Raw genomic sequence first — 14,194 nt, forward strand, 5'->3', positions numbered from 1 at the left:
ATTTTTTTCGTCAATCGAAGCTCCAAACCTCACCAAAACCGGCCTTATCCGGGGACCGGTCTGTAAGCTTTGTAGGGCATTTCCTGTTCGCTCCTTGTCGGATTGAACACGCCTCCCCCGCCGCCGATCATGCGCACTTCCTTGACCCCACCCTATCCAGGAGGAGACAGAAAGTGCCCAAGAGAAACAATAAAAGGCGCCGCGTCAGTAAGCTCAAAGCCAACGATTACGGTATCCACCTGCTGGTCGGCGTCAAGGGCCCGCGTGCATGGAAGGTGACGATCTACCGCGATGGCAGGACCTTCAACCGGCTCTTCTCATTCTCCCGCTACGGGGGCCGTGACCCGGCACGCCAAGCCGCCGACGCGTGCCGTGACCAGTTGCTGCTGGCGCACCTGCCCAAGCTCAGCCGCGACATCCGTCAACGCATCATCGCCACCAACACCAGCGGCTATCCGGGGGTGCATTACCGCTGCTACACCGGCATTGCCTATTGGGTGGCGCGGACCACGCTGCGCAACGGCAGCAGTGTCACCAAGTCGTTCAGGGTCGAGCATTACGGCTACGAGCGGGCCAAGGAGCTGGCGATCCGCGAACGCGAACGGCAGCTCGACGGCATTGGCGATTATCGGTCGTTCAAGGTGGTCGAGGGCGAACGGCGCCTGATGCAGCTGCTCGTGGAAAACCCGGCCCTGGAGATCGCCGGAGCGTGAGATTTACCGACCCGTTGCCTGCGGATGATTTGGTAACAACACGTTACGAGAGGTCCTTCAAACGCTAATCCCTCTTATTCATAAAACACGGGGCTGGTAAGCTTGCTCGCCCCGATTTCCACCCCTTTGCAGGACCTGTATGACTGCGCGGTTACGTCCTTCGTTTCTTCTGCTGATGGCGCTGGCCGTCAGTGGGTGCGATGACGCCCCGCGTTTCACCGCAGCCGAGCCAGGGGAGTCGCGATCCGGCGGCGCCACCACCGTCAACAAGCGCGACCGCAACGCGTTTTCCCTGCCCTCGGCGAACCTGTCGCCTGCCCGGCGACTGGACTTCAGCGTCGGCAACAGTTTCTTTCGCAACCCCTGGGTGATCGCCCCCTCGACGACCACCGCCCGTGACGGTCTGGGTCCGCTGTTCAACACCAACGCCTGCCAGAACTGCCACATCAAGGACGGTCGCGGCCACCCGCCCGAGCCCGGCGCCGACAACGCTGTCTCCATGCTGGTGCGCCTGTCGATTCCCGATGAGCCGGCATTCGCCGAACGCATCAAGCAACTGGGCCTGACGCCTGAGCCGGTGTACGGCAAACAACTCCAGGACATGGCCATCCCAGGCGTGACGCCTGAAGGCAAGGTTCGGGTCGACTACGATTCGATGACCCTGCATTTTCGCGATGGCACCCCGGTGCATCTGCGCCGCCCTACCCTGCAGATCACCCAACCCGGTTACGGCCCGATGCACCCGCAGACGCGAGCGTCCGCGCGTATTGCGCCGCCGATGATCGGGCTGGGACTTCTGGAAGCCATTCCTCAGGCCGCGATTCTGGCCAACGCCAACCCGGATGATGAACAGGGCACCGGCATCACCGGTAAACCCAACTGGGTCTGGGACGATGCGCAGCAGAAATCCGTCCTCGGACGTTTCGGCTGGAAAGCCTCGCAGCCGAGCATCAAACAGCAGAATGCCCACGCACTGGCGGGTGACATGGGCCTGACGTCCACCTTGATGCCGGTCGACGACTGCACGCCGTCACAGACCGCGTGCATTGCCGCGCCCAACGGCAATGGCCCGAACGGCGAGCCGGAGGTCAGCGACAACATCCTGCGGCTGATCACTTTCTACACCCGTAATCTGGGCGTTCCGGCCCGGCGAGAAGTGGCCAACCCGCAGGTACTGGCGGGCAAGAATCTGTTTTTCAAAGCAGGTTGCCAGCAGTGCCATACGCCCCAATTCACTACCTCCGCCGATGCCGCCGAACCCGAACTGGCGAATCAGGTCATCCGCCCTTACACCGATCTGCTGCTGCATGACATGGGCGAAGGCCTGGCCGACAATCTCAGCGAATTTCAGGCCAGCGGCCAACAGTGGCGCACCCCGCCGTTGTGGGGCATCGGCCTGACGCAAGCCGTCAGCGGCCACACGCAGTTTCTGCACGACGGGCGCGCCCGCAACCTGATGGAGGCCGTGCTCTGGCACGGCGGCGAGGCGCTGCCGGCGCAACGTCAGGTGCTGGCCTTCGACGCGGAACAGCGCGCGGCGCTGCTGGCGTTCTTGAATTCTCTCTAACGTATTTCTGAAGATAAGGAGTCGGGCATGTTCCGCCCCAAGTTGTTGCTCACCAGCCTTGCCGCACTGGCACTGGGCGCGTGCGCGCCGTCGGACCCGCAAGCCGTGACGTCTGCCGCCATTGCCAGTCAGGTCATCCTGCCGACCTACAGCCGTTGGGTCGATGCCGACCGGCAACTGGCGATCAGTGCCCTGTCCTACTGTCAGGGCAAATCCGACCTGGACACCGCCCGCGCCGATTTCCTCTACGCACAAAAAGCCTGGGCCGAGCTGCAACCGCTGCTGATCGGACCGCTGGCCGAAGGCAATCGCGCCTGGCAGATTCAGTTCTGGCCGGACAAAAAGAACCTCGTTGGTCGTCAGGTGGAGCAACTGGTCACCGCACAGCCGCAGATCAGCGCCGATGCCCTGGGCAAATCCAGTGTGGTGGTTCAGGGCCTGTCGGCCTATGAATACATCCTCTTCGACGCCGACATCGACATGGCCAATGCCGAGCAGAAAGCCCGCTACTGCCCACTGCTGGTGGCCATCGGCGAGCGTCAGAAAGCGTTGGCCGAAGATATCCTCAGCAGTTGGAACAGCAACGACGGCATGCTCGCTCAGTTGAGCAAGTTTCCCAATCAGCGTTACGCCGATTCCCACGAAGCCATTGCCGAGTTGCTGCGCGTGCAAGTGACCGCGCTGGACTCGCTGAAGAAAAAGCTCGGCACCCCGCTGGGCCGTGGCACCAAAGGCGTACCGCAACCGTTTCAGGCCGAAGCCTGGCGCAGCAAAGCCTCGCTCAGCAGCTTGCAGGCGAGTCTGGCCAGTGCGCAGACCGTCTGGGCCGGCGTCGACAACAAGGGGTTGCGCGGACTATTGCCGAAGGAGCAAAAGCCGTTGGCCGACAAGATTGACGCCGCCTACGCTGAGAGCAATCGACAGCTGGCCGCGCTGAAACCGCCACTCGGGGATCTGTTGGCCAGCGAAGAAGGCCGCCAGCAGCTCAACGCCTTCTACGATAGCCTCAACGTGGTTCATCGCCTGCACGAGGGCGAGCTGGCCAAAGCGCTGGGCATCCAACTGGGCTTCAACGCCAATGATGGTGACTGATATGTTGCGACGTCAGGCTCTGGGTCTGGGCAGCCTGCTGCTCAGCGCCGTCACGTTTGGCGGCTGGACGCTGTTCGCGAAAAAAGGCGAAAGCCCGCTGCTGTTGTCCGCGCGGGACGACGGCAACGGCCAGCACTTTGCGGTGGGTTATCGCGTCGACGGCACGCAAGTCTTCGCCACCGCCGTCGCCCAGCGCTGTCACGACATCATCAATCATCCGAGCTTGCCGATCGCGCTGTTCGTCGCACGCCGGCCAGGGACCGAAAGTTACCTGATCGACCTGCGCGACGGTCGCCTGCTGCAAACCATCACCTCGCAACCCCACCGACACTTCTACGGCCACGCGGTCATTCACAAGGACGGCGAATGGCTGTACGCCACCGAAAACGACACCACGGAACCGGGCCGCGGCCTGTTGGGCGTGTATCGATTCGTGGATGAGCGGCTGCAACGCACCGGGGAAATTTCTACCCACGGCGTAGGCCCTCACCAAGTGTCATGGATGCCGGATGGCGAGACCCTCGCAGTTGCCAACGGCGGCATTCGCACCGAGGCCGAGAGCCGCGTCGAAATGAACCTCGACGCCATGGAGCCGAGCCTGGTATTGATGCAACGCGACGGCACGCTGCTGAGCAAAGAGACCTTGGCGCAGCAGATGAACAGCGTGCGCCATATGGCGATTGCCAGCGACGGCACCGTCGTCGCGGGCCAGCAGTTCATGGGCCCCTCCCACGAGTCCGCCGAGCTACTGGCCATTAAGCGGCCGGGCCAACCGTTTCAGGCCTTTCCGGTGGCTGATCAACAGCTACAGGCGATGGCCCATTACACCGCCAGCGTCGCCATTCACAACGACCTGCGGCTGGTGGCACTGACCGCGCCAAGGGGCAACCGCTTCTTCATCTGGGACCTGGACAGCGGCGCGCTGAAGCTCGACGCACCACTGCCCGACTGCGCCGGGGTGGGTGCGGTGGCGGACGGCTTCGTCGTAACCTCGGGCCAGGGCCGCTGCCGTTTCTATGACTGCCGCGAGACGGTGCTGGTCGCCAAGCCGCTGGAGCTGCCGGCGGGGTTGTGGGACAACCATCTGCATTTGGTTTGATCGGGAACGGAAGTCCTGCTCAATGCCACTGGCAACTAAACCCCGACACGACTAACGTGCTCGCCTGATTCGTCGGTTTTCCAAGGAAGTGGAATATGTTGCGTCGCCGCATGTTGATCATGTTGGGCATTGTCCTGATCGTGGTGCTGGCCTTGGGCGGGTACAAGGCGTTTTCGGTCTATCAGCAGATCCAGCAATTCACGGCGCCGAAGCCGCCGATCAACGTCGCGGTGGCGGTTGTCGAGGCGCGCCCGTGGCAGAATCGGCTGCCAGCCATCGGCACGCTCAAGGCGTCCCAAGGCGTGGATCTGTCGCTGGAAATCGCGGGCACGGTCAAGGCCGTGCAGTTCGAATCCGGCCAGAAGGTCAAGGTCGGTCAGCCGCTCCTGCAACTCGACAGCGATGTGGAAAAGGCCCTGCTTGGGACCGCCGAAGCGGACCTCGGTCTGGCACAGGTGGAGTACGGCCGCGGCAGTAAACTGGTGGGCGAATCCGCCATTTCCCGTGGCGACTTCGACAAGCTTGCGGCCACCCAGAAAAAGGCCGCCGCCACCGTCGCACAACTGAACGCCTCCCTGGCGAAGAAGCGCATCCTCGCACCCTTCAGCGGCACCATAGGCATTCGACAGGTTGACGTGGGCGACTACCTGGCCAGCGGCACGGTGATCGCCACCCTTCAAGACCTGACCAGCCTGTACGCGGACTTTTTCGTGCCGGAGCAAATGCTCCCGAAACTGGCCCTTGGCCAAGAAGTACAGGTGAGCGTCGCGGCCTACCCCGAACGCGTCTTCACTGCGCGCATCAGCGCCATTAACCCCAAGGTCGAAGACACCACCCGCAATGTGCTGATTCGCGCCACGCTGCCCAACCCCGACAGCCAACTATTGCCTGGCATGTTCACCAGCCTGCAAGTGCTGCTCGGGCAGGACACGCCGCAACTAATGCTGCCGGAAAGCACGATCACCTACACGCTGTACGGCAACTCGGTCTACGTCGTCGTGCCGAAAAAGACCGCCGACGGCCAGCCGGAAAACAACAGCAAGGGCGAGCCTCAGCTCATGGTCGAGCGGCGCTTTGTCGAAACCGGCGAGCGTCGGGGCGGGCTGGTGATTATCAGCAAAGGATTGAAAGCCGGAGAGCACGTGGTCACCGGCGGTCAGCTCAAACTGGATAACGGCGCTGCCGTCGCCATCGTGGCCGACCCGGCAACACCGTCTGACGCCACCCCGGCGGCGCAGAACAGCCAGCCCAAAGCTGACTGATCAAGGAATCGATCATGGCCTTTACAGACCCGTTCATCCGTCGCCCGGTGCTCGCCAGCGTGATCAGCCTGTTGATCGTGCTGCTGGGTTTTCAGGCGTTCAGCAAGCTGACCATCCGGCAGTACCCGCAGATGGAGAACGCGCTGATCACCGTGACCACGGCCTACCCCGGCGCCAACGCCGAAACCATTCAGGGCTATATCACTCAGCCGCTGCAGCAGAGTCTGGCGAGCGCCGAAGGCATCGACTACATGACCTCGGTCAGCCGGCAGAACTTCTCGGTCATTTCCATCTATGCACGCATCGGCTCCAATAGCGACCGCCTCTACACCGAGCTGCTGGCCAAGGCCAACGAGGTCAAGAACAAGCTGCCCCAGGACGCGGAAGATCCGGTGCTGAGCAAGGAAGCCGCCGACGCCTCGGCGCTGATGTACATCAGCTTTTACAGCGCCGAACTGAGCAATCCGCAGATCACCGATTACCTGTCCCGGGTCATCCAGCCGAAGCTGGCGACGCTGCCGGGCATGGCCGAAGCCGAGATTCTGGGCAATCAGGTCTTCGCCATGCGCCTGTGGCTCGACCCGGTGAAGCTCGCCGGTTTCGGCCTCACCGCCAGCGACGTCACCGAGGCGGTGCGCAAGTACAACTTCCTGTCCGCTGCGGGCGAGGTAAAGGGCGAGTACGTGGTCACCAGCGTCAACGCCAGCACCGACCTGAAATCCCCCGAGACCTTTGCGGCCACCCCGCTCAAGACCGTGGGCGACAGCCGCGTGCTGCTGGGCGATGTGGCGCGGGTGGAGATGGGCGCGGAAAACTACGACACAGTCAGCTCGTTCGACGGCACACCGTCGGTGTACATCGGCATCAAGGGCACGCCCAGCTCGAACCCGCTGGATGTGATCAAAGAAGTGCGGCGCATCCTCCCGGAGCTGGAAGCCCAGTTACCGCCGAGCCTCAAAGCGTCCATCGCCTACGACGCTACGCTGTTCATTCAAGCCTCGATCCATGAAGTCGTGAAGACCCTGATCGAAGCGGTACTCATCGTCATCGTCGTGGTGTTCCTGTTCCTGGGTGCCCTGCGTTCAGTGCTGATCCCGGTGATCACCATCCCGCTGTCGATGATCGGTGTGCTGTTCTTCATGCAGTTGATGGGCTATTCGATCAATTTGCTGACGCTGTTGGCGATGGTGCTGGCCATCGGGCTGGTGGTGGACGACGCCATCGTGGTGGTGGAGAACATTCACCGGCACATCGAGGAAGGCAAGACGCCGTTCGATGCAGCCATCGAGGGCGCTCGCGAGATCGCCATGCCGGTGGTGTCGATGACGATCACCCTGGCCGCAGTGTATGCGCCCATCGGTTTTCTGGAGGGACTGACCGGTGCGCTGTTCAAGGAATTCGCCCTGACGCTGGCCGGCGCGGTGGTGATTTCCGGGATCGTCGCGCTGACACTGTCACCGATGATGTGCGCCGTGCTCCTGCGCCGGGAAGAGAACCCCAGCGGTCTGGCGCACAAGCTCGATCACGCCTTCGAGAGCCTGAAAGGCCGTTACCAGCGCGTCCTCCATGGCACGCTGAATACGCGTCCGGTGGTGATCGTGTTTGCGGTGCTGGTGCTGTGCCTGATTCCGGTGTTTCTCAAGCTCAGCCAATCGCAACTGGCGCCGGACGAGGACCAGGGCATCATCTTCATGATGGCGACGGCACCGCAGCCGACCAACCTCGATTACATGAACACCTACACCGATCAGTTCATCAGCATTTTCAAAGCGTTCCCGGAGTACTACTCCTCGTTCCAGATCAACGGTTTCAATGGCGTGCAGACCGGCGTCGGCGGGTTCCTGCTCAAGCCGTGGGATGAGCGCAGCCGCACGCAAATGGAGCTGCTGCCAGAAGTGCAGGCCAAGCTCAACGGCATCACCGGGCTGCAGGTTTTCGGCTTCAACCTGCCGTCGTTGCCCGGCACCGGTGAAGGGTTGCCGTTTCAATTCGTGATCAATACACCGGGCGACTATGCCGCGCTGTTGGAGGTGACGGATCGCATCAAGAAACGCGCCGCCGATTCGGGCAAATTCGCGTTTCTGGACGTTGACCTGGCGTTCGACAAGCCGGAAGTGGTGGTCGACATCGACCGCGCCAAGGCCGCCCAGATGGGCGTGTCGATGCAGGACCTTGGCGGCAGTCTGGCGACGCTGCTCGGCGAGGCGGAAATCAACCGTTTCACCATCGATGGGCGCAGCTACAAGGTCATCGCCCAGGTCGAGCGCGCCTACCGCGACAACCCGGCGTGGCTCTCGAATTACTACGTCAAGAACGCCGACGGCAAGATGCTGCCGTTGTCGACGCTGATTACCGTCAGCGACCGGGCAAGGCCCCGACAGCTCAATCAGTTCCAGCAGCTTAACTCGGCGATCATTTCCGGCTTCCCGCTGGTGAGTCAGGGCGAGGCGATCGAGCTGGTCAGGCAGATCGCGATCGAAGAATCGCCACCGGGTTTTGCCTACGACTACGCTGGCGCGTCCCGTCAGTACGTGCAGGAAGGCAATGCGCTGTGGGTGACGTTCGGCCTGGCCCTGGCGATCATCTTTCTGGTGCTGGCCGCGCAGTTCGAGAGCTTCCGCGATCCGCTGGTGATTCTGGTGACGGTGCCGCTGTCGATCTGCGGCGCATTGATCCCGCTGTTCCTCGGCATCTCGTCGTTGAACATCTACACCCAGGTGGGTCTGGTCACGTTGATCGGGCTGATCAGCAAGCACGGCATTCTGATCGTCGAATTCGCCAACCAGCTACGCCGGGACAAAGGCCTGACCGCCCGCGAAGCGGTGGAGGAAGCGGCGGCGATACGCTTGCGTCCCGTCTTGATGACCACCGCAGCGATGGTGTTCGGCATGGTGCCGCTGATTCTCGCGACGGGTGCGGGCGCGGTCAGCCGGTTCGATATCGGGCTGGTGATTGCCACGGGCATGTCGGTGGGGACGTTGTTCACGCTCTTTGTGCTGCCGTGCGTGTATACGCTGCTGGCGCGGCGGGATGATGCGCAGCCCGACGGCAATAGCCATGGGGTTGCCGACACGACTGCTGGCCGCTGACGCAAAAACCTCGCCACACGCCCACAAAAAAGGCCCCGAACTTCGGGGCCTTTTGGTCAGCGCAACGGAAAGGAATCAGCCTTGCGGTCCGCTCCCTTGGGCCAGGCCGAACATCAACAGCAGCAGATCGTGATCAGGCCGGGCCGTGTCAGACACCTTGGCCACCCGAGGCAGCGGGCAATGGCCTTCGCCATGCACTGCACTCAGAATCTTCGGCCCGGGCTGATCCCAGGCAGCCAGCGCGATGGAAGTCACCCCCAACGCCCCGACCAAAAACAAACCTCGCGCCATTTCTAACTTCATCGCTGTAAACCTTTGATGGGCCTGCCAAACGCGGTCTCGTAAAAGTAGACCAGCTTTGTCCAGTCCGCCGCCTGAAACGACGAATGGCGGCGCAGTTGTTTCATGTCGTGCTGTGCGGCAGCGTAGGACGTCAGGCGCTGGCGGCATTTCTCCAGATCGAGCAACGCCACTTCAGCCCTGGCATTGGCGCCCTCGCCCACGACACGAACGAAAACGTGCTTGATGTAAATGCAGCTGTGCTGCCAGCGCCCCTTGTGCATACGGGCCAGGTTGCTGGCGATTTCCTGGAGCATCTGTTCGTAGACGGCTTCGCCATACTGCTCACGACCGCCGGCGCGCAGCCAGTTTTCGAATTCGTCAAAACCGTCCAGCGAGGCGGTGACGAGCAGCGCGCGCCACTCGTTGTTCTCATCGCGCTCTGCGCCGCAGAACACCATGCGCGGCACGTTGACGTCGAGCTGACGAAGGCCCTCGAGGGCATCGCGTTCGCGCAACACCGTCGGACGGCCAAAAGGGTGCAACCAACTGCGGTAGATATGGCCTGTCTGGCGCTTCACATACAGCAGCCGACCGTTTTCCGAGACGACGCGCTGCACGCCACTTTCACCGCCACGGCGCACATTGGGTTCTTCGACCCACTCGCCCCGCGTGTTCCAGAAATAGGCGAAGCGGTCCTTGGCAGGAACGGCTAACTCTGTTGCGAAATCCACGGCCATCCTGTTGTTACCTCTTACGTAATAGATACACACGCCACATGGCGTACATCGGCAGGAAATCCAGGCGCTCCTGAATCCGAAACCCTGCCTGTTCAAATTCGGCCTCTACGGTGGCCACCGGCAGCACGAAGCGATTCTGATAATCATGTTGCGGTCGCGACGCTTCGGCGCGTCGTCGCTTCCAGGCCTTGAAATTGCCATCCACCCACAACGACACAATCACGCTGTCGCGGGTCACCCGGTGAAACTCCTTCAACAGCACGGCGCGGTCTTCGGCCTTGCCGATGTGATGCATCAGGCGCATGCAGAAGATGCTGTCGACGGCGTTGTCGGGCATCTCGATAGCAAAGGCCGAGGTCTGCAGCGGTTGCACGCGCTTGACGACCTCCGCGGGTTGCGACTCGCAGGCGATCTTGACCATCGCCGCCGAGTTGTCCGCACCGATGATCACCCGGTTGGGCTTCTCTGCCAGCACTGGCCAGAAACGACCGGCGCCACAGGGCAGGTCCAGCACCAGACCCGGCTCGCCTGCCAGCGCCAATGCGCGGCGGGCGAGCTGTTTGTCCCGTCGATCCGACAAGCGTCTCGCCAGTCCATCGTTGTGTTTACGTAAATACTTTTTCGCGTGTTCGTCGTCGTACTTGCGCGAAAAATCAAGCTCGATCCGCTTGCTCATGGCCGCTTCTCCTTTGAATGAGAGGGCCAAACTAAGCAGCGGGGCGTTATGTTCAGGTCACATGAATGTGAAAAAAACGTCTGAAAAAGTGAAGATATGTTACGAGATTATTCAAGGACTTAGGGCCAGCATACGGCCATATTCCGAGGAGTTTTAGCACCTTTACACAGGCTGTACATTAGTCGACGGCAACCGAACGGGGTCTTTGCCAGGCCGCGAACCCATGTCCACGCTGAATCGACAGCCGTTGGGCTCCATGGTGTCCAGGCTCACCGACCACCCCTGGTTTTCGCAGATACGCTGCACCAACGACAGTCCCAGGCCCAGACCTTCGCCCCTTTGCTCGGTGCCGCGCACGAATGGCTGAAACATCGCCTCACGTTTTTCCTCCGGGATACCTACACCGGAATCCTCCACCATGAAGCCGCCTTCACGCAGCGTCAGGCGGATAAAGCCGGTTTCGGTGTAGTGCAACGCATTGCGCAGCAAGTTGCCCATCACGGCATACAGAAAGGTGGCATTGTAGGCGGCTTCGGAAGGTTGGCCAGGCAGGTATTCCAGGGTCAACCCTTTGCGCTCGATCGGCTCGCGCCACAGGCTGATCAACTGCTGGGCGGCGCCTTGCAGGGTCAGTTGCGGATTCAGGGCGAGGTCGTCGCGCTGGGTGCGTGCCAGCATCAGGAAGGTCTGCACCAGATCGCGCATTTCCTCGCACGCCCGCGCCACGCGTTCGACCTGGGCCCGCGCGCGCTGGTCCAGCGTCGGGTTTTCCAGCAACAGCTCACAGGAACTGGCCAGCACCATCAACGGCGTGCGCAGTTCATGGCTGACGTCGCTGGTGAACATCCGCTCGCGGGTCAAGGCATCACGCAGGCGGCCCAGTGTGGCGTCGAAGGCGACCGCCAACTCGCCCACTTCGTCAGCGGCGTAATCAGGGGCCAGGGGCGGCGCGAGGCCGAGCAACTGATCGCGATGGCGCACCTGCCGGGCCAGCCGCACCACCGGCGCCATCACCCGCCGCGCCAGTATCCAGCCGAGGAAAATCGCCAGCGCCAACGCCAGCACAAAGCCCACCAGCACCACGGCGAACAGCACGCGCTCACGTTCTTCGAAATCGCTTTGATCCTGGAGCAGCACGTAGTGGCGACCGTCGACGATCTCGACCATCGCGTGGTAGGACAACGGCCCGCGAAAGACTTCGTGAAAGCCCGACTCCAAATGACGAAGATCCTTCGGCAGCTCGAAATCCCCCGGACCGCCGCTGAAGTAAAACAGCTGATCCGGCTCGGGGCGATGGTTCCAGTCATTGACGCTGTCCATCAGCAACAGCCGCGTCAGGTCGCCGCCCAGTCCCGCCGAAATCAGCTTTTCTTCGACCAGGTGCACCGTCGCGACAATGCCCATCGCGAAGCAACCGGCAACCAACGCACTCATCAAGGCGAAGGCGATGATGATCCGCTGGGCGAGGCTCTGCTTAAACTCCATCACGCCCCTCGGCGAGGCGGTATCCGACACCGTGGACGGTCTGCAACAGCGGCTTGGCGAACGGCTTGTCGATGACCTGACGCAATTGGTGAACATGGCTGCGCAGGCTATCGCTGTCCGGGCAATCGTCGCCCCACAAGGCTTCTTCCAAGACTTCACGGCGCAGCACGTGAGGGCTCTTCTGCATCAACACCGCGAGCAACTTCAGGCCAACCGGGTTGAGTTTAAGCAGACGCCCTTCACGGGTCACTTCAAGGGTGTCGAGGTCGTAGATCAGATCGGCGACCTGCAGGGTACGCCGACCGCCGCCCTGGGCACGCCGTAGCACGGCCTCGATGCGCGCCGCCAGTTCCGACAGCGCGAACGGCTTGAGCAGGTAGTCGTCGGCGCCGGAGCGGAACCCCTGCAGCCTGTCGTCGAGCTGGTCGCGGGCGGTGAGCATGATCACCGGGGTGTCGCGGCGCGCGTCTTCACGCAGGCGCTTGCACAGGGTGTAACCGTCGATGCCGGGCAGCATGATGTCGAGCACGATCAGGTCATAGTGCTCGGTCGCTGCCAGGTGCAGACCAGACAGACCGTCTTGCGCGCAATCGACGGTATAGCCCTTCAATCCGAGGTAATCGGCGAGGTTTGCCAGAATGTCCCGGTTGTCTTCAACCAGCAGAATTCTCATGGCGCGTGTCTCCCTATGCGGTGTGGCGAGACCCGGGACACGGCTCGAGATGCCGCTCAACAAGGTCAGAGTTGGCGGCAGCTTACGGCGATGCGCGCTCAAGGGCCAGCACTGCGGTGCATAACGTTTTTTTCACCCGCGATTCACGGCGCCGCGACAGCGTTCTGCTCAGACTTCGCACCGCTCGGGCTCCCTCTCCCCTCGCCCATCACACGGAATTTGCCATGTCACACGCACTCGAACGGCCCGCCTCACGCCCGATCAACGCTTGGGTTTATCTGGGCATACCGGCCGTGACCGCCATCGTTTTGATCCTGCTGGAATTGACCTCGCTGGACATGGACATTGCCAAACTGGCCTACGACCCGGTGGCGGGCGAGTTCATCGGTCGGCACAGCTTCTTTCTCGAAGACGTCCTGCATGACCGCGCCAAACAGGCCGTCATCGCCATCGGCGTGTTGTCCTTCGTGAGCTTCATCGCCTCGTTCTTCGTCAACGTGCTGAAGCCCTGGAAACGTGAACTGGGCTGCATGGTCTTGTCGATGGCGTTATCCACCAGCTTCGTCACGCCGGTGAAAGTCGTGACATCGGTGCAGTGCCCGTGGAGCCTGAAAGAATTCGGCGGCCAGGAAACCTACAGCGAACTCCTCAGCCCCCGCCCCCAAACCGACAAACCCGGCCGCTGCTGGCCCGGCGGCCATGCGGCCACCGGCTTCACACTGTTCGCCCTGTTCTTCGTCTTCCGCGACCGCAAACCCCGCCTGGCCAAAGCCGGCCTGATCTTCGCGGCGGGACTGGGCACCGTCTTCTCCATCGGCCGAATGCTACAAGGCGCGCACTTCTTCTCCCACAACATCTGGACGGCGGTGTTCTGCTGGCTGCTTTGTTTGGGGGCGTATTACGTCGTGCTGTACCGGCCGGCGAAAAAGGATGTAGTGGTGGGTGGAGAAGCAGTTTCGGGATGATGACTAGACGGGGACAGATTAATTTACGGTGAAGCGCTGTAAATAAATCAGTCCCCTTCAATCCGGTAAATAAATCAGTCCCCTACAACCGAGTTCCCTACAACCGGTATGCATGCCCACGCAGAGCGTGGGCATGATCAAGCGTTAGAGCCAAAATTGAGGGTGCCCAAACGGGCCTCTTCCCGGCTAAAGCCGGTCCTACAAGGAGACCGCGTGCATCCCGTGGGATTGGCTCTCCCTGTAGGACCGGCTTTAGCCGGGAAGCCCTTGATGTGCATCTGCTCTTGATCCGCTTTTGATCTTCGTACACAAAAAGTCCAGTCACCGCCAAACGCGACTTGGGTGCAGGCTGAACGCAGGTCTCGCGGAGTGGGCCGAGCGGCATGGATGCCGCGAGAGCGCCGTCAGGGCATGGATGCCCGTTCGGCGCGGGCCCACGGAGCGAGACCGGAGTGAAGGAACCCGACGAAGTCGGGCCCAACCAGGAGCAAGCACCCTTGGTTACTTGGGGTGCTTTTCCAAGTAACTCGCCGGAGGCGAAATGTCTGCCCCTA

The 14,194-nt window shown here is 61.8% G+C and carries 12 protein-coding genes; 7 read left to right on the forward strand and 5 right to left on the reverse strand.

Annotated elements, in window-relative coordinates; genetic code table 11:
* Positions 1-173 precede the first annotated feature (173 nt).
* The 6 genes from SLW75_RS15055 (at position 174) to SLW75_RS15080 (ending at position 8,822) form a co-directional block, all read left to right on the forward strand.
* Complete coding sequence (locus SLW75_RS15055) at positions 174-713, forward strand: AP2/ERF family transcription factor (RefSeq protein WP_065992198.1); 540 nt, start codon at positions 174-176, stop codon at positions 711-713.
* A gap of 139 nt (positions 714-852) precedes the next feature.
* The gene (locus SLW75_RS15060) at positions 853-2,280 is read left to right on the forward strand and encodes a di-heme oxidoredictase family protein (protein WP_410934837.1); all 1,428 of its coding nucleotides are present in this window, start codon (positions 853-855) and stop codon (positions 2,278-2,280) included.
* Positions 2,281-2,307: 27 nt separating this feature from the next.
* Complete coding sequence (locus SLW75_RS15065; protein ID WP_192132772.1) at positions 2,308-3,372, forward strand: imelysin family protein; 1,065 nt, start codon at positions 2,308-2,310, stop codon at positions 3,370-3,372.
* 1 nt (position 3,373) lies between these two features.
* Positions 3,374-4,471, forward strand: coding sequence for a DUF1513 domain-containing protein (locus SLW75_RS15070; RefSeq protein ID WP_410934838.1), 1,098 nt, complete (start codon positions 3,374-3,376; stop codon positions 4,469-4,471).
* A gap of 95 nt (positions 4,472-4,566) precedes the next feature.
* On the forward strand, positions 4,567-5,733 hold the full coding sequence (locus SLW75_RS15075) for an efflux RND transporter periplasmic adaptor subunit (protein WP_410934839.1): 1,167 nt from the start codon (positions 4,567-4,569) through the stop codon (positions 5,731-5,733).
* A gap of 14 nt (positions 5,734-5,747) precedes the next feature.
* A complete protein-coding gene (locus SLW75_RS15080; protein ID WP_410934840.1) occupies positions 5,748-8,822 on the forward strand; it encodes a multidrug efflux RND transporter permease subunit in 3,075 nt (1,024 codons plus the stop codon).
* 75 nt (positions 8,823-8,897) lie between these two features.
* Here SLW75_RS15080 and SLW75_RS15085 read toward each other — a convergent pair whose 3' ends face one another.
* From SLW75_RS15085 to colR, 5 genes are all read right to left on the reverse strand, one after another.
* Positions 8,898-9,125, reverse strand: a complete 228-nt coding sequence (locus tag SLW75_RS15085) for a hypothetical protein (RefSeq protein WP_065992187.1) — start codon at positions 9,123-9,125, stop codon at positions 8,898-8,900.
* Positions 9,122-9,841 carry a lipopolysaccharide kinase InaA family protein gene (locus SLW75_RS15090; protein ID WP_065992185.1) on the reverse strand — a complete coding sequence of 240 codons (720 nt, stop codon included), beginning with the start codon at positions 9,839-9,841 and terminating at the stop codon, positions 9,122-9,124. The genes SLW75_RS15085 and SLW75_RS15090 overlap by 4 nt, the downstream gene beginning before the upstream one ends.
* Positions 9,842-9,848: 7 nt before the next feature.
* Entirely contained in the window at positions 9,849-10,517 is a 669-nt protein-coding gene (locus SLW75_RS15095; RefSeq protein ID WP_192132767.1) for a class I SAM-dependent methyltransferase, read from the reverse strand.
* A 162-nt stretch (positions 10,518-10,679) separates the two neighbouring features.
* Positions 10,680-12,002 carry a sensor histidine kinase gene (locus tag SLW75_RS15100; protein WP_410934841.1) on the reverse strand — a complete coding sequence of 441 codons (1,323 nt, stop codon included), beginning with the start codon at positions 12,000-12,002 and terminating at the stop codon, positions 10,680-10,682.
* Positions 11,992-12,675: a two-component system response regulator ColR gene (gene colR, locus SLW75_RS15105; protein WP_037014624.1), complete on the reverse strand. Its 684-nt coding sequence runs from the start codon at positions 12,673-12,675 to the stop codon at positions 11,992-11,994. The genes SLW75_RS15100 and colR overlap by 11 nt, the downstream gene beginning before the upstream one ends.
* Positions 12,676-12,899: 224 nt before the next feature.
* Between colR and SLW75_RS15110 the strand changes: the two genes are divergently transcribed.
* Complete coding sequence (locus SLW75_RS15110) at positions 12,900-13,640, forward strand: phosphatase PAP2 family protein (protein WP_296310279.1); 741 nt, start codon at positions 12,900-12,902, stop codon at positions 13,638-13,640.
* Positions 13,641-14,194: the final 554 nt, after the last annotated feature.

It is taken from the genome of Pseudomonas sp. W5-01 (genome assembly GCF_046540435.1).
Classification (GTDB): Bacteria; Pseudomonadota; Gammaproteobacteria; order Pseudomonadales; family Pseudomonadaceae; genus Aquipseudomonas; species Aquipseudomonas graminis_B.